Raw genomic sequence first — 24,234 nt, 5'->3', positions numbered from 1 at the left:
TAAACGCTTCTTTTGTTTGCACAAACAACACTATCAAAGAAATATCCCTTCACACACTGCCAACACATCCCCCTCTTGTTGTCGTCCACCGACTAAAAAACCGATTACATCGTAATATCTTGCCTCTTTTTTTGTAGGAAACTTCTGAAATTGAAGTTGCATGCCCGTCTCTTCGTACGGCCCTGGTTGTAAGTGGGCTAAGGTGCGCGCTTTATTCAAGTTCGCAGGGTAATTTATTCATGAACTCCGTTTTCATTGTCGACGATCATCCGGTCATCCGCCTCGCTGTACGCATGCTTCTGGAGCATGAGGGCTATAAGGTCGTAGGAGAAACTGACAACGGCGTCGACGCGATGCAAATGGTGCGCGAATGCATGCCAGACCTGGTTATCCTGGACATCAGCATTCCCAAACTCGACGGGCTGGAAATCCTCTCGCGCTTCAACGCCATGACCACTCCGCTCAAGACGCTGGTGCTCACGGCCCAGTCGCCGACGCTCTTCGGCATTCGATGCATGCAGTCCGGTGCCTCTGGTTACGTTTGTAAACAGGAAGACCTCAGCGAACTTGTCAGCGCAATCAAAGCGGTATTGTCCGGCTACAACTACTTTCCCAGCCAGGCGCTGAATCCGGTACGCCCGGATGACCCACGCAGTATCGAGCTGGACCTTTTCAAAAGTGTCAATGATCGGGAACTGATGGTGCTGCAACTTTTTGCCCAGGGCCGTACCAACAAGGAAATAGCCAAGGGAATGTTTCTAAGCAATAAGACCGTCAGTACTTATAAGAAGCGGCTGATGCAGAAGCTCAAGGTCAAGTCCTTGGTCGATCTGATTGAAATGGCGAAGCGCAACGCGCTGGTGTGAGAAAAACAGGATGCTCAGACGCATAACCGAATGTCTTCTGCTGATCAGTGCGGCGTTATATACAGGAATGCCCGCGGCGGCAGCGCATGCGCCCGAGCAATACACCCTGCTGGGCCGCTCGTCCATGGCCCATGCCGAGGTCAAGCTGGATGATGTTCACCGCGCCTGGCTACAGGATCGGCAAGCGCTGGTCCTGGGAACCTCCGCCCCGGATTACCCGCCCTTCGATCTCTCCACCAGCGGACACGACTACGAAGGCCTGACGGCCGATTACGCCGACATCATCGCCAAGGCCACCGGCCTGCCCATGACAGTCCTGCGCTTCGACTCCCGCGAGGCGGCCATGGCCGCACTCAAGGACGGGCAAATCGATATGCTTGGCACCGCCAACGGTTTCGAGGCGCGCAACCCCGACATTGTGCTGTCGACGCCGTACGCAGTGGACCAGCCCGTTCTCGTCACCCGAACGAATGAAAGCCGATCCCTGACTGACGATCTCGAGGGGTTGCGGCTGAGCATGGTCTATCACTACCTGCCGCTACGGGAAATTGAAAAACTCTACCCCAAGGCCCTCATCACCACCTACCCGTCCTACCAGAATGCCATTAACGCCGTCGCCTTCGGCCAGGCCGATGTATTTCTCGGCGATACCCTTTCCACCCACTACATGATCAACAAGGGCTACTTGAGCAATATCCGCATGGCCAGCTTCGGCAAACACGAATCCCATGGGTTCGGTTTCGCCGTACGACGTAGCGACACCCACTTGTTGGAAGTCATCAACGCTACGCTGAGCCAGGTCTCCATTGCCGAGCAAGCCACCATCTCCAAGCGCTGGAGTGCAGGCAGCGACCTGTATCTCACGGACCACAGGATACAACTGACCGACCGCGAGCAACGCTGGCTGGCGAGGCATCCGGTGGTCCGGGTGGTGGTGAACGAAACCTCCGCGCCCTTCACCTTCTTCGATGCGGACGGGGACTTTCGCGGCATCAGTGCCGACCTGCTGGAACTGATCCGGCTGCGCACCGGCCTGCGCCTGGACATCCAGCGCCGCCAGAGCGACAGCGAAATGATTGCTGCGGTCCTCAACGATCAAGCCGACATGATCGCCGCACTTTTGCCCAGCCGTGAACGACAACTCCAATTGAAGTTCAGCCGCCCCTACGTCGACAGCTCGTTCGTCCTGCTGACCCGCAAACAGTCCGACACGCCCACGACACTCGATCAGTTCGGCCACGCCAGCCTGGCAATCGCCAAAGGCAATCCGGTCATTGAATGGCTACGCAGCCAGTACCCAAACATTCAAATCATCGAAACGGACGGCCCCTTGCACGCCGTGGAAATGCTCGCCCATGGCCAGGTCGACGGCAGCGTGAACTCGCAGGTGATGGCCAACTACTTCATCTCTTCCCATGCGTGGCGCGACAGGTTGCAAATCAGCAGCACGGTGAGCACCCAACAGGCCATGTTCGCGCTGGCCACGGCAAAAAACGCCACCGAGCTGAACGCCATCCTCGACAAGGCCCTGACCAGCATCGACCCTGACGAACTGGGCGTCATCAACAACCGCTGGCGCGGTTACGTCTCGCCCACGGAACACACCTGGCGCACCTACAACCGCCTGTTCCTCCAGATCGTCGCGGGCGTTGGCCTGTTGTTGCTGTTTTCCCTGGCGTGGAACGCCTACATGCAGCGCCAGATCAGGCAACGTCAAAGGGCGGAACTGGCCCTCAATGATCAACTCGAATTCATGCACGCACTGCTCAACGGCACCCCCCACCCCATCTACGTGAGGGATCGCAACGGCATCCTGCAAAGCTGCAACGACAGTTACCTGCAAACGTTCGACGTCAAACGCGAAGACGTCATCGGCAAGAGCCAGATGCCAGGATCCATGAGCAACGCCTTCGAAGCGCAGGAGTACCAGGCGGACTACCAACGCGTCATGGCCGAAGGCACCGCCCTGATCGTCGATCGGCCCCTGCACATCGGGGACAGGCAACTGACGATCTATCACTGGATCCTCCCCTACCGAAACTCCGCCGCCGAAGTGCAAGGCATCATCGGCGGCTGGATCGACATCAGTGAGCGGCGCCAGCTGTTCGAGGAACTGCGCGCGTCCAAGCAACAGGCCGATGACGCGAACCGCGCCAAAAGCACGTTCCTGGCAACCATGAGCCATGAAATCCGCACCCCCATGAACGCGGTGATCGGCATGCTTGAACTGGCCCTGAAACAGGCCGAAAAAGGCCGTGTGGACCGTTCGACCATCGAAGTCGCGTACGAATCGGCCTCAGGGATGCTCGAGCTGATAGGCGATATCCTGGACATCGCCCGTATCGAATCCGGTCACCTGAGCCTGACCCCCGAACGCGTCAATCTCAGGGCCCTGCTGCAATCGGTCATTCGGGTATTCGAGGGCGTGGCCCGGCAGAAAAACCTGGCGTTGTCCTTGCAGTTCGACGCCGCCGAGGGCAGCCCTGACGTGTTGATGGACCCGTTGCGGTTCAAACAGGTGCTGTCGAACCTGATCAGCAATGCCCTCAAATTTACCGAGCAGGGCCAGGTAGTGATCAAGGTCCGGCTGCTTCCAACCGACCGGGACGACGCTCTACAGCTGCACCTGGAGGTCAACGACAGCGGCATCGGCATTGGCCCGGCGGACCTGCAACGTTTATTCGAGCCGTTTGCCCAGGTCGATAACACCAGCCGGATGGCCCGCAACGGCGCGGGGTTGGGGCTGGTGATCAGTCGCAACCTGTGCCGGATGATGGGCGGCAGCCTGCACATGAGCAGCCAACTCGGCGTCGGCACCCAGGTCCAGGTCCGCCTGCAACTGACCGTCCTGTCGACGGCGCCGGTTCGCCCCCCACCTGAACCGGTCATCGAAGCGGCCCAGGCCACCCTGAACGTCCTGATCGTGGACGATCATCCCGCCAACCGCCTGCTGATGTCGCAGCAACTGGAATACCTCGGCCATCACTACCAGGTCGCCCATGATGGTGCCCACGGGCTCGAGGTCTGGCAAAAGAACCATTTCGATCTGGTCATCGCCGATTGCAACATGCCCATCATGAGCGGCTATGAACTGGCCCGCTCGATTCGTCGCGATGAGTCCGAGCAGCAACGGCCACCTTGCACCCTCCTGGGGTTCACCGCCAATGCACAACCGGAGGAAAAACAACGTTGCCAAGACGCCGGGATGGACGACTGCCTGTTCAAGCCGATCAGCCTGAGCGCCTTGAGCCAATGGATCAAAGCGGTCAAACCCGCCGGCCGCCCAGCGGTTTTCAGCATACAAAGCCTGCAGGCATTGACTGGCGGCAACCCTTCGTCCAACCAGCGCCTGCTGGCTGAATTACTCAGCAGCAGCCGCTCGGACCGCCAGGAGTTGCTGGACGTCGCCCGCGGCGCAAACCGGCAAGCGCTGACCGAAATAGCGCACAAGATAAAAGGCGTCGCCCGCATCGTCCAGGCGACCTCGCTGATCCAGCGGTGCGAGGCATTGGAGCACGCTTGTCACCAGGCGCAGGCACCTGGGCGGATCAGCGATTGCATCGACGCCCTCGACCGCGCCATGAGCGAACTGGAGCGGGCCCTCGAAACGGAGATCGCCAAGGCAAAATAATCCAGCGTTTACTATGCTATTCGCTCAGCAGTGCGTACCTGGGGGGTTCTCGATCGGTTTCCCTTGCACGCGGGAACACCCATCGAGAACGCCCCCTGACACTTGGAGTGACTGCAATGCCCAGCGCACCGCGTCCGGACAAACGCCGGTTCCCCCTGCACGTCCACATCAGCGTGATGTTTACCCTGCTTTTGCTGCTGACCGGGGTGGTGCTGGGGATTTTCAATTACCGGCAAACCACGCAAATCATCCTCTCCAGCAGTGAAAAACTGTTCAACCGTATCGAACAGGACGTGCGCCTGGATCTGTACGACACCTACGAACCCATCCGCCATCTGTTGAGCCTGCTGGCCGACTATCCGGCGACGCGCACGCCCCAGCTGGCGCAACGCCTGACCCTGCTCGTGCCCTTCAGCCAGGCACTGCGGGACAACCCGAACCTGGCGTCGTTGTACCTGGGCGATCATCAAGGCAACTTCATGATGGTCCGGCCATTGCGCACCGCGGCCCTGAAAGCCGCCCTGCAGGCACCGGCCCAGGCGGCCTACCAAGTCTGGACCGTGGAGCGGGCAACCGAACAAGGCCCGATTCATTCCCAGTCGCTGTTCTACGACGAGACGCTGACGCTCATCGGGCGCCGGGACATTGCCGACGAAACCTACGACCCCCGCAGCCGCAGCTGGTTTCGCAGCGCCGCCGGCAGCACCGAGCAGATCACCACCGAGCCCTACGTATTTTTCTCCACTCATAACGTCGGCACCACCCTCGCCCGGCGCAGTGGCGAGCAGGCGGTCATCGGCGCCGACCTGACCCTGGCGGCCCTGTCCCAGACCCTGGCCAAGCATAAGGTGACCACCGGCACCGAAGTCGTCTTGCTCGATCCCAAGGGCAACGCCGTGGGTTATCCCGACAGCAGCCGGCTGCTCGCCGACGTCCAGTCGGCGCGCCTGATCAAGGCCCGCGACCTCAGCCCGGCCATCGCCGCCGCGCTCGATGACAACACCGACACCACGCGCCTGGAAGCGGACGGACGCCAGTGGATCGTTTCTCGCAGCCACATGCAGGAAGGCGGCCCCCAGGGCCTGGAACTGGCGTTGCTGGTCCCTGAAGATGAGCTGCTGGACAATGCCTATCGCATGCGCTGGCAAGGCGCGCTCATCACCCTCGCCACCCTGCTGCTGTGCCTGCCCCTGGGTTGGCTGACGTCCAGGATCCTGGTCAAGCCTTTGCGCGAACTGGTGCAGGAGGCCGATGCCATTCGCAGCTTTGACTTCAACTACCCGGTGTCCCGTCGCTCCCCGGTGCTGGAAGTCGATCAGTTGAGCGTGTCGATGGCGCGCATGAAAGAGACCCTGGCGAGTTTCTTTGAAATCACCGCCAGCCTGCGCGCCGAAACCCGCTTCGCCCCGTTGCTGGAACGGGTGTTATTTGAAACCGTAAAAATCGGCCAGGCCCAGGCCGGCCTGATCTACTTGCGCGAGAACGACGACAATCGGGTCAAGCCGTACGGGTTGGTAATCAATGGAACGCCCAGGGACCTCGACGCCTTCAAGTTGCGCAGCCATGAGCTACAGGCTGGCGACAGCCCACAATGGCTCCAGCAACTGGCCACCGCGGACAACCTCGTGGCCTCCCTGGGCTTCGAACAGGCGGCCGATCTGCAGAGCGTCCTGCAAGCACTGGACTCGCCACGGGTCCACTTGATCGGTATTCGCTTGCGCAATCGGCACCAGGAAACCGTCGGGGTACTGGTACTGCTGATCACCGACAGCGGCACCGAAGCCGACCTGGAAAAACTTCAGCCCGACCGCATCGCCTTCCTGCAGGCCGTGTCCGGTGCCGCCGCCGTGAGCATCGAGGGCCAGCGCCTGCAAGCCAGGCAAAAGCAGTTGCTGGACGCCTTCATCCAATTGCTGGCCGGCGCGATCGATGCCAAGAGTCCCTACACTGGCGGCCATTGCCAGCGGGTGCCGGTCCTGACCCTGATGCTCGCCCAGGCGGCCGCCGCCAGCCAGGCACCGGCATTCGACACCTATCGGCCCACGGAGGACGAATGGGAAGCCCTGCACATCGCCGCCTGGCTGCACGATTGCGGCAAGGTCACCACCCCCGAATATGTGGTCGACAAGGCCACCAAGCTGGAAACCCTGAACGACCGGATCCACGAGATACGCACCCGCTTCGAGGTGCTCAAGCGCGACGCCTGGGTCGATTACTGGCAGGCCGTGGCAAGCGGCGGCGAGCCGTCATCCCTGGCGCAACAGCGCGACGCGACATTGACGGCCCTGGATGACGACTTTGCCTTCGTCGCCCGCTGCAACCTGGGCGCCGAAGCCATGGCCGAGGCCGACCTGCAACGCTTGCAACAGATTGCCCAACGCCCATGGACCCGGACCCTCGACGATCGCCTGGGGGGTTCCTGGGAAGAGAACCGGCGCCAGGCCCGCACGCCCAAGCCGACTCTGCCGGTCAGCGAGCCGCTGTTGGCAGACAAGCCCGAGCACCTGCTCGAGCGCCACGCGGCCGAACTGATCCCAGCGGACAACCCGTGGGGCTTCCAGCTCGACGTACCGGCCTGGAAATACAACCGCGGCGAGCTCTACAACCTGAGCATCACGCGCGGCACGCTGACCCGCGAGGAGCGCTACGTCATCAACCATCACATGGTGCAGACGATCCTGATGCTCAGCCAGCTGCCCTTCCCCAGTCACCTGGACAACGTGGCGGAGATCGCTGGCGGTCATCACGAGAAAATGGATGGCAGCGGCTATCCCAAGCGCCTCAAACGCGAAGAGATGAGCCTGCCGGCGCGCATGATGGCCATTGCCGACATTTTCGAAGCGCTGACGGCGGCCGACCGCCCCTACAAGAAAGCGAAGAAACTGAGCGAGGCCCTGGGCATCATGGCCACCATGTGCCGTGACGCCCATCTCGATCCAGAGCTGTTCGGGCTGTTCATCGAAGAAAAAATCTACGAGAGCTACGCCAACCAGTTCCTCGACCCGCACCAGATCGATGAAGTCGATCCCCACGGCCTGCTGGTCAAGGCAGGGTTGAAGGCATGAAAGCTATCCCTGTAGGAGCTGACGAGCGAAGCGAGGCTGCGATCTTTCCCCTGACGCTTGAACCTCAAGCGAACGATCAAAAGATCAAAAGATCGCAGGCTTCGCCAGCTCCTACGCAAAGCGAGTCAGCAATCCGTCAGGCGCAGGAAGATCTCGGCCAACTGCTCGATGCCGGCTTGATCATGTTCGGTAAAGCGCGCCAGTTTCGGACTGTCCAGGTCGAGCACGCCGATCAGGCGCCCGTCCTTGACCAGCGGCACCACCAGTTCGCTGTTCGACGCGCTGTCGCAGGCGATGTGCCCGGCGAAGGCATGGACGTCTTCGACGCGCTGGGTCTGCCGGGTCGCGGCCGCCGTACCGCACACGCCGCGGCCAAAGGGGATCCGCACGCAGGCGATCTGGCCCTGGAACGGCCCCAGGACCAGCTCTTCGTTGCGATTGAGGTAGAAACCGGCCCAGTTCAGATCATCCAGCTGACTGGACAGGAAAGCCGAGAACTGCGCGGCGTTGGCGATGAAGTCACGCTCATCGGCCAGCAAGGATTCCAGCTGTGCCGATAACAACGCGTAGCCGTCAAGGCCGACTCCGGTGCCCTTCAAATCGATCATGCCTTGTGCTCCAACAATTTCAGGCCTACCCAATAACGGGCAAACTGATAGGCGCAACGTCCGTTGCGGTTGCCGCGACCGGTTGCCCAGCGCACCGCCAGTACATCCAGCGCTTCGTCGCGCTGCCAGGCCAGCCCGGCCTTGGCCGCCAGTTCGCCGATCCAGTGCTCCACCACGTTGAGGAAATGCTCCTGGGTAAACGGATAAAACGACAGCCACAGGCCAAAGCGGTCGGACAAGGCGATCTTGTCCTCTACCGCTTCGCTGGGGTGAAGTTCGCCGTCGACCCGTTTCCAGTTCTCGTTGTCGCTTTCCTTCTCCGGCACCAGGTGACGACGGTTGGAAGTGGCATACAGCAACACGTTGTCCGGCGCCTGCTCCAGGGATCCATCCAACACGCTCTTGAGCACGCGGTAATCGCCTTCACCGGATTCGAACGACAAGTCATCGCAGAACAACACGAAGCGCTGGGGCAGTTTCGCAACCTGCTCCACCACCCGAGGCAGATCGGCCAGGTGATCGCGCTCGATCTCGATCAAGCGCAGGCCATGCGGGGCATGTTCAGCCAACAGGGCGCGTACCAGGGACGACTTGCCGGTGCCACGCGAGCCCCAGAGCAAGGCATGGTTGGCGGGCATGCCATCGATGAACTGCCGGGTGTTGCGGCCCAGTTGTTCGACCTGGCGGTCCACGCCGATCAGGTCCGACAGGCGCATGTCGAGGCTGACCTGCAGCGGCAGCAGGTAGCCGCTACGGCCGTCACGCTGCCAGCGGGCGGCCAGGGTCTGGGTCCAATCGATGGTGGGCCGGGGCGCCGGCAGCAAAGGCTCGATCCGGGCCAGCACGGCATCGGCACGCTCAAGAAAAGCATTCAATCGCGAGTCCACGTCTTCTCCTCGGACAAGTTCACAGCAATGATGGCGCTCGAGCTACGAAACGCCGTATCCATTGGCGGGTCTACTTCACACAATACACACCGGCTGCACCGGTATTCAGAGATGATCAGCTATGCTTGAGCGGCGAAGGGAAACGTAAGTGGTTCAGCACTCAATGGACATCAGATTCACTCAACGGCTTTCCTATAAGCAGGCCCGCCTGACCGTCCTGGTGGGCTTCGTGCTGGGCACCTTGCTCAGCCTGATGCAGATCGGCATCGATTATGCCAGCGAAGACGCGTCGATCAACCGTGAAATCCTCTCGCTGCTGGAAATCAGCCACAACCCGGCCTCGCGCATCGCCTACAACATCGACGCCGAGCTCGCCCAGGAGCTGTCCATGGGCCTGTTGCGCTCACCGGCCATCATCGGGGCCGAGCTGATCGACAACAACAATACCGTGCTCGCCAGCGTCAAGCGGCCCGAGCTGCAAAGCAGCTACCGGTTCATCAGCGACTTCCTGTTCGGCGCCCAGCGTCAGTTCGAGGACCGCCTCTACTTGGACCACCTGCCCGGTGAATCCCTGGGCATGCTGCGACTGGACGTCGACACCTATGCGTTCGGCAGTCGTTTCCTGCGCCGTGCCGAAGTCACCTTGCTCAACGGCTTCGCCCGCAGCCTGATCCTGACCGGCCTGCTGCTGGCGCTGTTCTACGTGATGCTGACCAAGCCCCTGGTGCGAGTCATCCGTGAGCTGAGCAGCCGCGACCCGAGCAGCATTGAACAGAACCGCCTGGAATGCCCTGCCGGCCACCAGTCCGATGAAATCGGCGTACTGGTTTCCGTCGCCAACCAACAGTTCGAAAACATCTCCACCGAAATCCAGCAGCGGCGTACGGCCGAAAATCGCCTCACCGAATACCTCGCGCAACTGGAGAACATCGTCTCGGCACGCACCGCCGAACTCAAGGCCAGCAATGCCCGCCTCAGCCAGTCCAACGAGGAACTGGAAGTGGCCCGGCGCACGGCCCTGGACATGGCCGAGGCCCGCTCCGCCTTCCTCGCCAACATGAGCCACGAGATCCGCACACCACTCAACGGCCTGCTGGGAATGATCGCCCTGTCCCTGGACGGCCCCCTGACGGCCGAACAACAACAGCAACTATCGATTGCCCATGACTCGGGCAAGGTATTGGTCGAACTGCTCAACGATATCCTCGACCTGTCGAAATTCGACGCCGGTCAACTGGAACTCGAACGCATCCCGTTCGACCTCGGCTCCCTGGTGGAGGATACCGCCAACCTGCTTTCCCAGAACGCGGCACCCAGTGTCGAACTGGCCTGCCTGATCGACCCACAGTTCCCGGCGCAGGTACTCGGTGACCCGACCCGGGTGCGTCAGATCGTCAGCAACCTGCTGTCCAACGCACTGAAGTTCACGCGCTTCGGCCGGGTCGACGTGAAGTTGAGTCATTACGAAGGCGGCGTGCGCATCGAGGTCTGCGACACGGGCATCGGTATCCCCCAGGAAGCCCAGGCGAGAATCCTGCAGCCGTTCACCCAGGCCGGCGCCGGGATTACCCGCCAGTTCGGTGGCACCGGGCTGGGCCTGGCACTGACCTACAACCTCTGCGAAGCCATGCAGGGCCGGTTGACCATCAGTTCCGAGGCCGGCTTTGGCAGTCAGTTCTGTGCCGACCTGCCCCTGCCCTGCCATCTCCCGGCAACGCCGGTCGAACCGTTGCGCGGCAACGTCGTCGCCATCACCGCCAGCAGCAGCGGCCTGGCCGAGTTGCTGGGCATGCTGTTGCCGGGATGGGGCCTGGATTATGTGCAGCGCTCCATCGACGACGGGTTGCTGGGGCTCACGCCCGACGTACTGATTACCGACTGCCCGGAATGCCTGTTCAACCTGCGGCCAACCTTTGACGCGCCGATCCTGCTGGTGACCGCCTATGGCAGCTTCATGCCCAGCGAAGAAGCCGCCGCCCTCGCCCCGCTGATACAACAGGCCCGGCCGCTGGCGCGCCACGCGCTGTACCAGATTCTGCGGCGCGCCATGCAAAGCGAGGCGACCGTCATCAATGAAGCACAGATCGAAGCCATGGCGCCGTCCAGGCGTGGACGGGTGCTGCTGGTGGAGGACAACCCGGTCAACCAACTGGTGGCCAAGGGGATGTTGGTAAAACTGGGCTGCGAAGTCACCGTCGCAGCCCACGGCGTCGAAGCCCTGGATCAACTGGAACAGCGGGTGTTCGACCTGGTGTTGATGGACTGCAACATGCCGGTGATGGATGGCTACGAAGCCAGCCGACAGATCCGCCAAAGCGGGCGCTGGTCAGACCTGCCGATTGTCGCCCTGACGGCCAACGCAATGCCCGAGGAACGCGAGCGCTGCCGTGCGGCCGGCATGAACGATTACCTGTCCAAGCCGTTCCGCCGCGAAGAACTGGCCGCAATGCTGGACCAGTGGGTGCCGACTACGTCAGCGCTTTGATCTGGCCCAACAGGTGATCGAGACCGTCTCGCAATGTTCCGAGGCGGTCCAGGTCGATACCGCTGTCGCACAACAGGCGGGCCTTGAGCGGGCCAACCTGTTCACGCAAGGCTCGCCCGGCAGCCGACAGGCTCAAGTGCACCTCCCGCTCGTCCCGGGCCGAACGCTGGCGCTGGACCAGGTCCAGCTGTTCCAGGCGTTTGAGCAGCGGCGTCAGCGTGCCGGAATCCAGCAGCAAACGCTCACCCAGGGCCTTGACCGTCGGCTGTGGCGGGGCCGTGTCCTGCCATTCCCACAGCACCAGCATCGCCAGGTATTGCGGATAGGTCAGGCCGAGTTGATCGAGCATCGGCTTGTAGCCACGGATCACTGCGCGCGAAGCAGCGTACAGCTTGAAGCACAACTGGCTGTCGAGCTTCAGCGAATCGACTGACAGGTCATTCATTTGAGCAGCGCTTCGATCTCACCGGTCAGGTCCTGGGGCTTGGTGGTCGGGGCAAAACGCTTGACCACTTGGCCGTCCTTGCCGATGAGGAACTTGGTGAAATTCCACTTGATGCCTTTGGACCCCAGCACGCCGGGCGCCCGCTGTTTAAGCTGGACGAACAGGGGATGGGCGTTGGCGCCGTTGACCTCGATTTTCTTGAACAGCGGAAAACTCACACCGAAGTTCAGCTCGCAGAAATCGGTAATCGCCCCCTCGTCGCCCGGCTCCTGCTTGCCGAACTGATTGCAGGGAAAGCCCAACACCACCAGGCCCTGGTCCTTGTAGGTCTGCCACAACGTCTCAAGCCCCTTGTACTGCGGAGTGAACCCGCACTGGCTGGCCGTGTTGACCACCAGCACAGCCTTGCCGGCGAAATCGGCGAGGGTCTTTTGCTCACCCTTGATGGTGGTGCACGGGATGCTCAGCAGGTTGTCGCTCATGGCAAAGGCTCCGGAAAATTCATAGGACAGGCGGCGAAGATAGCGAACGATTCAATTGTGTGCAATTTAATTGTCCGACCCATGCCCTGTGGAGCCCACAGGGGAGTTGGGATGAACAGTCTCTACCGGGGCACCAGGTCCAGGCACACCGAGTTGATGCAGTACCGCAAACCCGTGGGCGGCGGGCCGTCGGGGAAGACGTGGCCCAGGTGGGCGTCGCATTTGGCGCAGACCACCTCGGTGCGAATCATGCCGTGGCTGACGTCCCGCACCTCCACCACCGCGCTGCCCTCGATCGGCGCGTAGAAACTCGGCCAGCCACAACCGGAATCGAATTTGGTCTGCGAATCGAACAACGGCTCGTTGCAGCAGATGCAGTGATACACGCCGTCGGTCTTGGTGGCGTTGTATTTACCGGAGAATGGCCGTTCGGTGCCCTTCAGCCGACAGACGTTGTACTGCTCCGGGTCGAGCATGGAGCGCCATTCTTCAAGGGTTTTTTCCAACTTTTCCATCGTCCTACCTCGGCAATTGAAAAAGCCCGATCCGACGCTTTTCCGCAGATCGGGCGGCACGTATGATTGCGCCTCGTCAGACGCCAGTCTGGCAGTCACGTCATGCGCATTCAAACGGATTGTGGCGCCTATACCGCGTCAGGCCTGGGCACAGACGCAGGATTCCCAGTACGGTAGTTCATACGCCGCCTGGATCGTTCATTTTCGGGAACACATCGCCATGCAGGTCAGCAAATCGAACAAGCTCGCCAACGTCTGCTACGACATTCGCGGCCCGGTGCTCAAGCACGCCAAACGCCTGGAAGAGGAAGGCCATCGCATCCTCAAGCTGAACATCGGTAACCCGGCCCCCTTTGGTTTCGAAGCGCCCGATGAAATCCTCCAGGACGTCATCCGCAACCTGCCGACCGCCCAGGGCTACAGCGACTCCAAGGGCCTGTTCAGCGCCCGCAAGGCCGTGATGCAGTACTACCAGCAGAAGCAGGTCGAAGGCGTCGGCATCGAAGACATCTACCTGGGTAATGGCGTGTCCGAGCTGATCGTGATGTCCATGCAGGCCCTGCTCAACAACGGCGACGAGGTGCTGGTGCCGGCGCCGGACTATCCGCTGTGGACCGCTGCCGTGAGCCTGTCCGGTGGCAACCCAGTGCATTACCTGTGCGATGAACAGGCCAACTGGTTTCCCGACCTCGCGGACATCAAGGCCAAGATCACGCCCAATACCAAGGCACTGGTGATCATCAACCCGAACAACCCGACCGGCGCCGTGTATTCCAGGGAAGTGCTGCTGGGCATGCTGGAACTGGCCCGCCAGCACAACCTGGTGGTGTTTTCCGACGAAATCTACGACAAGATCCTCTACGACGACGCCGTGCACATCTGCACTGCATCCCTGGCACCGGACCTGCTGTGCCTGACCTTCAACGGCCTGTCCAAATCCTATCGGGTAGCGGGTTTCCGTTCAGGCTGGGTCGTTATTTCCGGTCCCAAGCATCACGCCCAGAGCTACATCGAAGGCATCGACATGCTGGCCAACATGCGCCTGTGTGCCAACGTACCGAGCCAGCATGCGATCCAGACGGCGCTGGGCGGCTACCAGAGCATCAACGACCTGGTCCTGCCCCAGGGCCGGCTGCTGGAACAGCGCAATCGAACCTGGGAACTGCTCAACGACATTCCCGGCGTCAGTTGTGTCAAGCCGATGGGCGCGCTGTATGCCTTCCCGCGGATCGACCCGAAGGTCTGCCCGATCCACAACGATGAAAAATTCGTCCTCGACCTGCTGCTGTCCGAGAAGCTGCTGGTGGTCCAGGGCACGGCGTTCAACTGGCCATGGCCGGATCACTTCCGCGTCGTGACCCTGCCGCGGGTCGATGACCTCGACCAGGCCATTGGCCGGATCGGCAACTTCCTCAAGTCCTACCGTCAATAAGCCAGACAGCGTGCGGGGAGCCCTCGCCTCGCACGCTGTTTGATTCAGCAACATATCCGTTCTGCCGACTCCACCACGCCTTCTACACTAGGGGTTGGGCAGCCAACGGGCACCCCGGCTCAATGTTCACGGGGGGCAGGCGCCATATTTTTTTCCCCAGTCACTTTCAGAAAAGTCTTTCAAACATTTAGGACGGCTGTAGGACACAGTTTGAAATAGTCGGCGAGTTGAATAGCCTGCGGCGGCACCTTATATACCCCGCATAACGCTACATCTTTAGCACGAGGAGATTTTCACAACCATGATGCGCATCCTGCTGTTCTTGGCCACTAACCTGGCGGTCGTGCTGATTGCCAGCATCACCCTGAGCCTCTTCGGCTTCAACGGGTTCATGGCGGCCAATGGGGTTGATCTCAACCTCAATCAGCTGCTGATTTTCTGTGCGGTGTTCGGTTTCGCCGGTTCCCTGTTCTCGCTGTTCATCTCCAAGTGGATGGCGAAGATGAGCACCAGCACCCAGATCATCAGCCAGCCGCGCACTCGCCACGAACAATGGCTGCTGCAAACCGTCGAGCAGTTGTCCCGCGAAGCCGGCATCAAGATGCCCGAAGTCGGTATATTCCCGGCCTACGAGGCCAACGCCTTCGCCACCGGCTGGAACAAGAACGACGCACTGGTCGCCGTCAGCCAGGGCTTGCTCGAGCGCTTCTCGCCCGATGAAGTCAAGGCCGTGCTGGCCCACGAGATCGGCCACGTCGCCAACGGCGACATGGTGACCCTGGCACTGATCCAAGGCGTGGTGAACACCTTCGTGATGTTCTTTGCCCGGATCATCGGCAACTTCGTCGACAAGGTGATCTTCAAGAACGAAGAAGGCCAGGGCATCGCCTACTACGTGGCGACCATCTTCGCTGAGCTGGTACTGGGCATCCTCGCCAGCGCCATCGTCATGTGGTTCTCGCGCAAGCGCGAGTTCCGCGCCGACGACGCCGGCGCACGCCTGGCCGGCACCAGCGCCATGATCGGTGCCCTGCAACGTCTGCGCGCCGAGCAAGGCCTGCCGGTGCACATGCCCGATACCCTGAATGCCTTTGGCATCAACGGTGGCATCAAGCAGGGCCTGGCACGCATGTTCATGAGCCACCCGCCGCTGGAAGAGCGTATTGACGCACTGCGTCGTCGGGGCTGACAGGTTCGAGCATCAAGCGTAATGCTGTTCACTTAGAAAAAACGGCGCTTCTTTCAGAAATGGGAAGCGCCGTTTTTTTTGGTTTTTTTGCGGTGTCTAGTTGCTTTGGTGTGTATATCCGTTTTTTGCGTAACGGCGGCTTATGGTTCCGCCCTTACGGCGGGTCACTTTCGAAGAGCGCGAAAGTAACCAAAGCGCTTTTGCCCCACCACTCGGTGCCTCGCCTAGGCTCGGCATGCCTGAACGAAGGCATTGCTCCGTGGGCCCGCCGCGAAGGGCCATCCATGGCCCAGCGCGGCTAACCCGGCATCCATGCCGGGTTGCCCACTCCACAACACCTTCGTTCAGCCATCGTGGTTAACGGGGCGCCCGAGATCAACGTCCACCGCGAGGCGGCCTGGTAGCCGACCTGGTTCTTGGTGAGACCGCGTTTCTCCTGTGGGAGCGGGCTTGCTCGCGAAGGCGGAGGGTCAGCTTGCGGTGATGTTGGATGTGCCGGCCTCATCGCGAGCAAGCTAGCTCCCACAGGTGATCTTGGGTGTTCATGAGTCTTGTGTTCACCGCAGGCCCACTGTGGGAGCGAGCTTGCTCGCGATAGCGGTGGGTCAGCCACATAGATACCAGCATGTGCCCCGCCGCCGCCGCTTTGGCTCTTGCTCTTGCTCTTGCTCTTGCTCTTGCTCTTGCTCTTGCTCTTGCTTTGGATCTTGATCTGGACGCCCCGTTAAACCACGCTGGCCGAACGCAGGCATTGCGTAGTGGGCATCCCGGCATGGATGCCGGGATAGCCGCGCTGGGCCATGGATGGCCCTTCGCGGCGGCCCACGGAGCAATGCCGGAGTGAGGGCATGCCGAGCCTAGGCGAGGCACCGAGTGGTGGGGCAAAGCGTTTTTGGTTACTTTTGGCGCTCTTCCAAAAGTGACCCGCTGTAAGAGCGGAACCGCCAGCTGCCGTTACCGCAGAAACGGATATGCACTCGATCAGCCGCCATTACCGCAGCAACGGATATGTACTCGATCAACAAATCCAGGCCACCTGCCAGGCCGCCTTCGCGAGCAAGCCCGCTCCCACAGGGGAACTCGGGTGAGCGCAGGTCTTATGTTCACAGCAGATCAAATGTGGGAGCGAGCTCGCGATGGCGTCAGCACAAACAACGCTTCAACCTTTGGACAGCCGATAAACACGCTCATCCAGCCTCGTCACCCCAGCCTGCAAAAACTTCCAGCTTTCCCCCAACACATCCTGCTCCTGCAAAACCTCCAGCCGCCAGGCATCTCCCAGCAGCCGCTGCACCTCATCATCACCAACGGAAAACGGTGGGCCAGGCATCTCATCCTGGTTGTAATCCAAGGTAATCAACAAGCCGACCCCATCGGGCAAGATCCTCTGCAGGTGAGCCGCGTATCGCTCCCGCATCGGCACAGGCAAGGCGATCAACGCAGCGCGGTCGTACAGTCCCGTGCAATCGGCCACATCCTGCGGGCCCAGGGCAAAGAAATCACCGCAGCGAATCTCGATATCACCGGCACGGAACACCCTGAAAGCCCCCTCTTCACTCACCACCGGCTCAAGCTGATGCTCAAGGAAAAAATCAGTGGCGGCTTTTTCCGACAATTCCACGCCCAACACCGAATACCCCTGGTGGGCAAGCCACAGCAGATCCAGGCTTTTCCCACACAACGGCACCAGCACCCGACTACCCCGCTCCAACCCCAGTTGCGGCCAGAAACGTTGCAGGTAAGGGTTCACCTCCGGCAAGTGAAAACCGATCTGGTTCGATGACCAGCGCTTGTGCCAAAAATCGGGCTCCATGATTCACTCCAAGAAATTCGATAAAAACGGGCTAAAACTTATATTAGATTTAGATCATTGACCTGATGGAAGATGACCCCATCTTAACGCTCAGGAGTCCCTTCATGCTGCCCAGCCTGTTTATCTCCCATGGCTCACCGATGCTCGCCCTGGAGCCCGGCGACAGCGGTCCGGCATTGGCTCGCCTGGCCGCTCAATTGCCCAAGCCCAAGGCCATCGTCATCGTGTCCGCCCACTGGGAAAGCAACGAACTGCTGGTCAGCGCCAATCCGCAGCCGCGCACCTGGCACGACTTCGGCGGCTTTCCACCAGCCCTGTATGAGGTGCAATACCCCGCGCCTGGCGATCCTCAACTGGCGGCGCAAGTCGCAGCCATGCTCAACACCGCGAACCTGCCGGCACGCCTCGACCCTCAACGGCCGTCCGACCATGGCGTCTGGGTGCCATTGTCTTTGATGTACCCCGAGGCCGACATCCCGGTGGTGCAGGTTTCCCTGCCCAGCCGCCAGGGACCGACACTGCAGACACAGGTCGGCCAGGCCCTGGCGAGCCTGCGTCAGCAGGGCATCTTGCTGATCGGTTCCGGCAGCATCACCCATAACCTGCGCGACCTGGACTGGAACGCCGGCCCCGACAGCATCGAGCCCTGGGCCAAGGCCTTTCGCGATTGGATGGTTGAGAAGCTGGCGGCCGACGACGAGGCTGCGCTGCATGATTACCGTCGCCAGGCGCCGAACGCCGTGCGCAGCCACCCCAGCGATGAGCACTTGCTGCCGCTGTATTTTGCCCGGGGTGCGGGGAGCAAGTTCAGCATCGCCCATGCGGGGTTCACGATGGGGACGCTGGGGATGGACATCTATCGGTTCGATTGACCGGGTCGCTTCAATCGCGAGCAAGCTCGCTCCCACATTGGATTTTCTGTGGGAGCGAGCTTGCTCGCGATTGGCCTCCACACCACTTTCCATGACAGAACACCAAACGACAGGCATAAAAAATCCCCGAACCAGTCGGGGATTTTTCATGTTCGATCAATCAGCCCAAGAGCCGATCAATCTTCGCGATAGCGACGCAGCTTGAGCTGCTTGCCAGCCACACGGGTGTCTTTCAGCTTGGTCAGCAACTTCTCCAGACCATCTTCCGGCAGCTCTACCAGGCTGAAGCTGTCACGCACCTGGATGCGGCCGATCGCTTCGCGGGCCAGGCCGCCTTCGTTAAGGATGGCACCCAGCAGGTTCTTGGCAGCGATGCCGTCACGGGCACCCAGCGCGGTACGGCAGCGAGCACGACCTTCGGCCAGCGGGATCGGAGCACGACGCTCGCGATCACCACGGTCCGGACGATCACCGGTGCGCTCAGGACGATCGCCACGCGGTGCGTTGTTCGGCACCAGGGGACGTTCCTTCTCGATTGCAGCCAGGTTCAGCGCTTGGCCATTGGTGGCCTTGCGCAGCAGTGCGGCGGCCAGGGCGCGTGGGGTGCAACCGATGTCGGCGGTCAGGCGATCGAGCAGATCACCGTGGGTCGATTCGGCGTCAGCCACCAGTGGCGACAGGCTGTTGGTCAGTTTCTTGATGCGAGCATCGAGAACGGCCTGGGCGTCCGGCAGGCGAACTTCAGCTACCTTCTGGCCAGTTACACGCTCGATCACTTGCAGCATGCGACGCTCACGCGGGGTGACCAGTAGCAGCGCACGGCCTTCGCGACCAGCACGGCCAGTACGGCCGATACGGTGAACGTAGGATTCCGGATCGTACGGCATGTCCACGTTGAACACGTGGGTGATGCGCGGAACGTCCAGGCCACGGGCAGCAACGTCGGTCGCCACAACGATGTCCAGGCGGCCATCCTTGAGGGAGTCGATCACGCGCTCACGCTGGTTCTGGGCAATGTCACCGTTCAGCGCAGCGGCTTTGTAGCCTTTGGCTTCCAGGGCGCTGGCCAGGTCCAGGGTCGCTTGCTTGGTGCGCACGAACATGATCAGGGCGTCGAAGTCTTCCACTTCCAGCAAGCTGAGAACGGCAGACGTCTTCTGGTCAGCGTGAACCAACAGGTGAGCCTGTTCGATCGCGGTGACGGTCTGGGTCTTGGTCTGGATCTTCACGTGTTGCGGATCGCGCAGGTGGCGCTCGGCAATGGCACGGATCGATTGCGGCAGGGTAGCCGAGAACAATACAGTCTGGCGGGTCGCTGGCAGGGCCTTGAAGATGACTTCCAGGTCATCCATGAAACCCAGCTTGAGCATTTCGTCGGCTTCGTCGAGAACCAGGTGGTTCACGGTAGCCAGGACTTTTTCGTCACGACGCAGGTGATCGCACAGACGACCCGGAGTGGCGACAACGATCTGCGCGCCATTACGGATGGCTTTCAGTTGTGGGCCCATCGGGGCACCGCCGTAAACGGCCACAACAGTAACGCCAGGCATCTGCTTGGAATAGGTTTCGAAAGCGGTTGCTACTTGCAGCGCCAACTCACGAGTTGGCGCCAGGATCAGGGCTTGCGGTTCGCGCTTGGCAGGATCGATGCGATGCAGGATCGGCAGGGCGAACGCAGCGGTTTTACCCGTACCGGTTTGCGCCTGGCCAATCATGTCGTGGCCGGCCATGATGATCGGGATCGATTGCTGCTGAATCGCCGAAGGTTCTTCGTAGCCGGTCGCAGTGACGGCAGCAAGAATGTTCGGGTTGAGATTAAAAGCGGCGAAGCCGCCGGTTTCCTGGGTCATGGGTCTGCCTCTAAGTGCATCCGCAAAGACCCATGCTCCAAAGCTGCGCATGCCGTGTTGAGACTCAAGAGTCGCCCTGGCTGCTTTGTCGGCGGGGATTTGCGAAAACGAATGAATGAAAAAGAACGTCGTGGAAGCATCCGTTGTGCGGACATGCAACCGAAGCTGACTTCGGGGAATTGCGCTACCTTGACGCGGCCCGGCTAAAGGCCGGCGCGCACTATACCGGAATTCGCCCAAAAAGGGAGCTTTTTTTATTGCCAAACACCGTTATGGGGCTCGCTGTCACAAGGCCTTGGGACAGCGAGCTAAAACGATTCACCTCCACACGTCTTCGCCCTTGTGGCGAGGGAGCTTGCTCCCGCTCGGCTGCGAAGCAGACGCCTGGGTTGATATCTGAAATCGAAGGGCCGCTTCGCGACCCAGCGGGAGCAAGCTCCCTCGCCACAGGGGCATTCACTTGCCACAAGGACTTATGGCTTTGCTCGATCAGGTCGCCGGGCGGATGGCCTTGATCAACGACTGCAACGAATAACCCAGTCGCGGTGCCAGCCCTTCGGCCCTGGCGACCAGTCCTCGCATGTCCAGCTCCTGATCCAGGTCCGCCGGCACGATGAGGATCACATTGCCCTCCTTCACCGGCAGCTCCCAATAATGCCGGTGGTACAAGCCGCGCAACAGCGCCGCCCCCAATGGCTTGCCGTCATCGGTGGCCCACTGGTTGATCACCAGCCAGCCGCCCGGGTTGAGGCGTTTCTGGCAATTTTCCAGGAAGCCCCAGGCCAGGTGCCCGACGCCAGGACCGACATCGGTATAGAGGTCGACGAAAATCAGGTCCGCCGGCTCGGCGCTTTCAAGCAGTTCCAGTGCATCGCCGACGCGGATGTACAGCCGCGGATCGTCATCCAGCCCCAGGTATTCGATGGCCAGGCGCGGCACGTCGGGGCGCAATTCGATGGCCTCGACATCTTCCAACGGCAGGAACTTGAGGCAGGCCTGGGTCAACGTACCAGCGCCCAGCCCCAGAAACAGCGCACTTTCCGGCTGCTCGTGACACAACGCGCCGATGAGCATGGCGCGGGTATAGTCATATTCGAGCCAGCTCGGATCGGCTGTGAACACGCAACTCTGCTCGATGGCATCGCCAAACTCGAGAAACCGGTAATCGGCCACTTCGAATACGCGAATCATGCCGAACTCGTCGTGCACCTCGGCGAGCAAATGCTCGACGCGCTCCTCTGTCATTTCATCTCCTGATGGTGGCCGTGCCGGCTTGAGCCTGCGAATACGGGACAAAGGCGCGATTGTCCGCGAAGCAACCGGAGCAGGTCACGCACTAATTTGCTGATAACATGGCCGTCCGAGCGTAAATCACCTAGAGATCATGATGAGCCAACCCTGGAGCCCTGACAGCTGGCGCGCCCTGCCGATCCAGCAACAACCCCGCTACCCCGACGCCGCGCACCTGTTGCAGGTGGAGCAGACCCTGGCCAGTTATCCGCCACTGGTGTTTGCCGGTGAAGCCCGGGAGTTGCGCCGTCAGTTCGCCGAGGTGACCCAGGGCCGGGCGTTCCTGCTGCAAGGCGGCGACTGCGCCGAAAGCTTTGCCGAGTTCTCGGCGGCCAAGATCCGCGACACCTTCAAGGTGCTCTTGCAGATGGCGATCGTCATGACCTTTGCCGCCGGCTGCCCGGTGGTCAAGGTCGGGCGCATGGCCGGGCAGTTCGCCAAGCCGCGCTCAGCCAACGACGAAACCATTGACGGCGTGACCTTGCCGGCCTACCGGGGCGATATCGTCAACGGCATCGGTTTCGACGAGAAAAGCCGCGTACCGGACCCGGAGCGGTTGCTGCAGTCCTACCACCAGTCCACCGCCACCTTGAACCTGCTGCGCGCCTTCGCCCAGGGCGGGTTCGCCGACCTGCACCAGGTGCACAAGTGGAACCTGGACTTCATCGCCAATTCGGCCCTGGCGGAAAAATACAGCCACCTGGCCGACCGCATCGACGAAACCCTGGCATTCATGCGCGCCTGCGGCATGGACAGCTCGCCGCAACTGCGCGAAACCAGCTTTTTCACTGCCCACGAAGCGTTGCTGCTCAATTACGAAGAAGCCTTCGTGCGCCGTGACAGCCTGACCAACGATTATTACGACTGCTCGGCCCACATGCTGTGGATCGGCGACCGCACCCGTCAGTTGGACGGCGCCCATGTCGAATTCCTGCGCGGGGTGAACAACCCGATCGGGGTCAAGGTCGGCCCGAGCATGGACCCGGACGACCTGATCCGCCTGATCGACGTGCTCAACCCGCAGAACGACCCCGGCCGACTGAACCTGATCGCCCGGATGGGCGCCAACAAGGTCGGCGAACATTTGCCGCCGCTGTTGCGCGCCGTGCAGCGTGAAGGCAAGCAAGTGCTGTGGAGCTCCGACCCGATGCACGGCAACACCATCAAGGCCAGCAGCGGCTACAAGACCCGCGACTTTGCGCAGATCCTCGGTGAAGTGAAGCAGTTCTTCCAGGTCCACGAAGCCGAAGGCACCTATGCCGGCGGGATTCACATCGAAATGACCGGGCAAAACGTCACCGAATGCATCGGCGGCGCGCGCCCGATTACCGAGGACGGGCTATCGGACCGCTACCACACCCACTGCGACCCGCGGATGAATGCCGATCAGTCGCTGGAGCTGGCGTTTTTGATTGCCGAAACCTTGAAGCAGGTTCGGCGGTAGGTTCTTCTTCGCCGGTTCAATCGCTTCGCGAGCAAGCTCGCTCCCACATTGGATCGGCGGTGAACACAAAACTTGTGGTCACCCAAGATCCCTTGCGGGAGCGAGCTTGCTCGCGAAGGCGTCGGCTCAGTCACCCTCGATCTGGGCCAATGCCACCGCCAACCGCCCCCCACTCACCCGCTGACAATTGAGCTGGACCCGCTCCAGCCCCAGCCACCGGGCCATGCGCCTCAAGTTCAGCGCCAGGGCCTGCATCCCCTCCTCGTCCAGCCCCGACGCATCCTCGTGCACGGCATGCACGGCCAACTGCCCCAAGGCCCGTTCTGCCCGCAGGTCCACCCGGGCGGCAATGCGTTCGTGGTGCAGGAACGGCAACACGTAATAGCCATACACCCGCTTGTGCACGGGGGTGTAGATCTCCAGCCGGTAGCGAAAGTCGAACAACCGCTCGGTACGGCCGCGCTCCCAGACCAGCGAGTCGAACGGCGACAGCAAGGCACTGGCGGCGACCTTGCGAGGTACTTTCGCCGCGGGTCGGCACCAGGCCGGTTGCTTCCAGCCCTGCACCTGGCAGCGCAGCAGCTCTCCGGCCTCCTCCAACTCAGCCAGGCGCCCGCGACAGTCGGCCGGACCGAGGCGAAAGTAGTCGCGCAGGTCTTTCTCGGTGGCAATGCCCAAGGCGTCGGCAGCATGCACCAGCAAGCCGCGTTGGGCCTGGGCCTCGTCCGGCAACGGTTGCTGCAGGATCGCGGCCGGCAGTACCCGTTCGGGCAAGTCGTAGAGCCGCTCGAACCCGCGTCGCCCAGCCACCGTGACTTCGCCCGCGGCGAACAGCCATTCCAGCGCATGTTTCTCCGCGCTCCAGTCCCACCACGGCCCGGCCTTTTCCTTGCGCGTAGACAAACTGCCAGCACCCAGGGCGCCCTGTTCCTGGACCGCGGCCAGGACGCGGCGGATGACATCCTGGCGTTCTTGGCCGAAACGCGCCAATTGCTGGTAGATCCCTTCGCCACCCGAAGCCCGATCCATGCGCCAGCGCATCAGCGGATACATCGACATCGGCAGCAGCGACGCTTCGTGCCCCCAATATTCGAACAGCGTGCGACGTCGGCCCTGGCTCCAGGCGGCTTGATCGAGCAAATCGCGATTGTAGTGACCGAGGCGGGAGAACAGCGGGAGGTAATGCGAGCGCACCAACGCATTGACTGAGTCGATCTGCAGGACGCCGAGGCGTTCGATCAGACGGTTGAGGCGTGAGGGTTGCACCGAAGCTGGCGGTGAGCGCCCATCGAATCCTTGGGCGGCCAACGCCAGACGCCGGGCCTGTTTGAGGGTAAAGGACAGAGTCGCGGGCATGAAG

General features: G+C 61.3%; 19 protein-coding genes. 8 read left to right on the top strand and 11 right to left on the bottom strand.

The window, feature by feature from the left end; translation table 11 throughout:
• Positions 1 to 33: 33 nt before the first annotated feature.
• Entirely contained in the window at positions 34 to 162 is a 129-nt protein-coding gene (locus tag QMK47_RS09630; protein WP_258690633.1) for a hypothetical protein, read from the bottom strand.
• 77 nt (positions 163 to 239) lie between these two features.
• On the opposite strand from QMK47_RS09630, the gene QMK47_RS09625 reads away from it, so the two are divergent.
• From QMK47_RS09625 to QMK47_RS09615, 3 genes are all read left to right on the top strand, one after another.
• The gene (locus tag QMK47_RS09625; protein WP_003199430.1) at positions 240 to 866 is read left to right on the top strand and encodes a response regulator transcription factor; all 627 of its coding nucleotides are present in this window, start codon (positions 240 to 242) and stop codon (positions 864 to 866) included.
• Positions 867 to 876: 10 nt separating this feature from the next.
• A complete protein-coding gene (locus QMK47_RS09620) occupies positions 877 to 4,497 on the top strand; it encodes a transporter substrate-binding domain-containing protein (protein ID WP_320390086.1) in 3,621 nt (1,206 codons plus the stop codon).
• Positions 4,498 to 4,613: 116 nt separating this feature from the next.
• Complete coding sequence (locus QMK47_RS09615) at positions 4,614 to 7,562, top strand: HD domain-containing phosphohydrolase (protein ID WP_320390085.1); 2,949 nt, start codon at positions 4,614 to 4,616, stop codon at positions 7,560 to 7,562.
• A gap of 125 nt (positions 7,563 to 7,687) precedes the next feature.
• Here QMK47_RS09615 and QMK47_RS09610 read toward each other — a convergent pair whose 3' ends face one another.
• Positions 7,688 to 8,170: a GAF domain-containing protein gene (locus QMK47_RS09610; RefSeq protein ID WP_258690620.1), complete on the bottom strand. Its 483-nt coding sequence runs from the start codon at positions 8,168 to 8,170 to the stop codon at positions 7,688 to 7,690.
• Positions 8,167 to 9,057, bottom strand: coding sequence for an ATP-binding protein (locus tag QMK47_RS09605; RefSeq protein ID WP_003199422.1), 891 nt, complete (start codon positions 9,055 to 9,057; stop codon positions 8,167 to 8,169). The genes QMK47_RS09610 and QMK47_RS09605 overlap by 4 nt, the downstream gene beginning before the upstream one ends.
• Before the next feature lie 163 nt (positions 9,058 to 9,220).
• Here QMK47_RS09605 and QMK47_RS09600 point away from each other — a divergent pair, with 163 nt between their 5' ends.
• Positions 9,221 to 11,542, top strand: coding sequence for a response regulator (locus QMK47_RS09600; RefSeq protein WP_320390084.1), 2,322 nt, complete (start codon positions 9,221 to 9,223; stop codon positions 11,540 to 11,542).
• On the opposite strand, the gene QMK47_RS09595 is transcribed toward QMK47_RS09600, so the two are convergent.
• The 3 genes from QMK47_RS09595 to msrB form a co-directional block, all read right to left on the bottom strand.
• On the bottom strand, positions 11,526 to 11,987 hold the full coding sequence (locus QMK47_RS09595; RefSeq protein WP_214510825.1) for a MarR family winged helix-turn-helix transcriptional regulator: 462 nt from the start codon (positions 11,985 to 11,987) through the stop codon (positions 11,526 to 11,528). The genes QMK47_RS09600 and QMK47_RS09595 overlap by 17 nt on opposite strands.
• Positions 11,984 to 12,469 carry a glutathione peroxidase gene (locus QMK47_RS09590; RefSeq protein WP_320390083.1) on the bottom strand — a complete coding sequence of 162 codons (486 nt, stop codon included), beginning with the start codon at positions 12,467 to 12,469 and terminating at the stop codon, positions 11,984 to 11,986. Before QMK47_RS09590 ends, QMK47_RS09595 begins: the two co-directional genes overlap by 4 nt.
• A 122-nt stretch (positions 12,470 to 12,591) precedes the next feature.
• On the bottom strand, positions 12,592 to 12,984 hold the full coding sequence (msrB, locus tag QMK47_RS09585) for a peptide-methionine (R)-S-oxide reductase MsrB (RefSeq protein WP_063322309.1): 393 nt from the start codon (positions 12,982 to 12,984) through the stop codon (positions 12,592 to 12,594).
• A 220-nt stretch (positions 12,985 to 13,204) separates the two neighbouring features.
• Here msrB and QMK47_RS09580 point away from each other — a divergent pair, with 220 nt between their 5' ends.
• Both QMK47_RS09580 and htpX read left to right on the top strand, forming a co-directional pair.
• Entirely contained in the window at positions 13,205 to 14,416 is a 1,212-nt protein-coding gene (locus tag QMK47_RS09580; protein ID WP_003199412.1) for a pyridoxal phosphate-dependent aminotransferase, read from the top strand.
• A 301-nt stretch (positions 14,417 to 14,717) separates the two neighbouring features.
• On the top strand, positions 14,718 to 15,605 hold the full coding sequence (gene htpX, locus QMK47_RS09575) for a protease HtpX (protein WP_003199411.1): 888 nt from the start codon (positions 14,718 to 14,720) through the stop codon (positions 15,603 to 15,605).
• A 724-nt stretch (positions 15,606 to 16,329) separates the two neighbouring features.
• Here htpX and QMK47_RS09570 read toward each other — a convergent pair.
• Positions 16,330 to 16,455, bottom strand: coding sequence for a hypothetical protein (locus tag QMK47_RS09570; protein WP_256572593.1), 126 nt, complete (start codon positions 16,453 to 16,455; stop codon positions 16,330 to 16,332).
• Between the two features lie 309 nt (positions 16,456 to 16,764).
• Positions 16,765 to 17,418 (bottom strand): thiopurine S-methyltransferase, encoded by a 654-nt coding sequence (locus QMK47_RS09565; RefSeq protein ID WP_320390082.1) that lies wholly within the window; start codon positions 17,416 to 17,418, stop codon positions 16,765 to 16,767.
• Between the two features lie 104 nt (positions 17,419 to 17,522).
• On the opposite strand from QMK47_RS09565, the gene QMK47_RS09560 reads away from it, so the two are divergent.
• Positions 17,523 to 18,290: a class III extradiol ring-cleavage dioxygenase gene (locus QMK47_RS09560; RefSeq protein WP_320390081.1), complete on the top strand. Its 768-nt coding sequence runs from the start codon at positions 17,523 to 17,525 to the stop codon at positions 18,288 to 18,290.
• A gap of 176 nt (positions 18,291 to 18,466) precedes the next feature.
• On the opposite strand, the gene QMK47_RS09555 is transcribed toward QMK47_RS09560, so the two are convergent.
• Both QMK47_RS09555 and QMK47_RS09550 read right to left on the bottom strand, forming a co-directional pair.
• Complete coding sequence (locus tag QMK47_RS09555; protein ID WP_014337279.1) at positions 18,467 to 20,140, bottom strand: DEAD/DEAH box helicase; 1,674 nt, start codon at positions 20,138 to 20,140, stop codon at positions 18,467 to 18,469.
• Positions 20,141 to 20,629: 489 nt separating this feature from the next.
• A complete protein-coding gene (locus QMK47_RS09550; RefSeq protein ID WP_320390080.1) occupies positions 20,630 to 21,385 on the bottom strand; it encodes a spermidine synthase in 756 nt (251 codons plus the stop codon).
• A 142-nt stretch (positions 21,386 to 21,527) separates the two neighbouring features.
• On the opposite strand from QMK47_RS09550, the gene QMK47_RS09545 reads away from it, so the two are divergent.
• A complete protein-coding gene (locus QMK47_RS09545) occupies positions 21,528 to 22,874 on the top strand; it encodes a class II 3-deoxy-7-phosphoheptulonate synthase (protein ID WP_003199400.1) in 1,347 nt (448 codons plus the stop codon).
• A 126-nt stretch (positions 22,875 to 23,000) separates the two neighbouring features.
• On the opposite strand, the gene QMK47_RS09540 is transcribed toward QMK47_RS09545, so the two are convergent.
• Positions 23,001 to 24,230 (bottom strand): winged helix-turn-helix domain-containing protein, encoded by a 1,230-nt coding sequence (locus QMK47_RS09540; protein WP_253472682.1) that lies wholly within the window; start codon positions 24,228 to 24,230, stop codon positions 23,001 to 23,003.
• Between the last annotated feature and the right edge of the window lie 4 nt (positions 24,231 to 24,234).

Origin of the sequence: Pseudomonas sp. P9_35 (genome assembly GCF_034008205.1) — a bacterium.
GTDB lineage: Bacteria > Pseudomonadota > Gammaproteobacteria > Pseudomonadales > Pseudomonadaceae > Aquipseudomonas > Aquipseudomonas kilonensis.
Note: the sequence above shows the minus strand (reverse complement) of the source record. Positions and strands in the feature narration are given on the sequence as shown.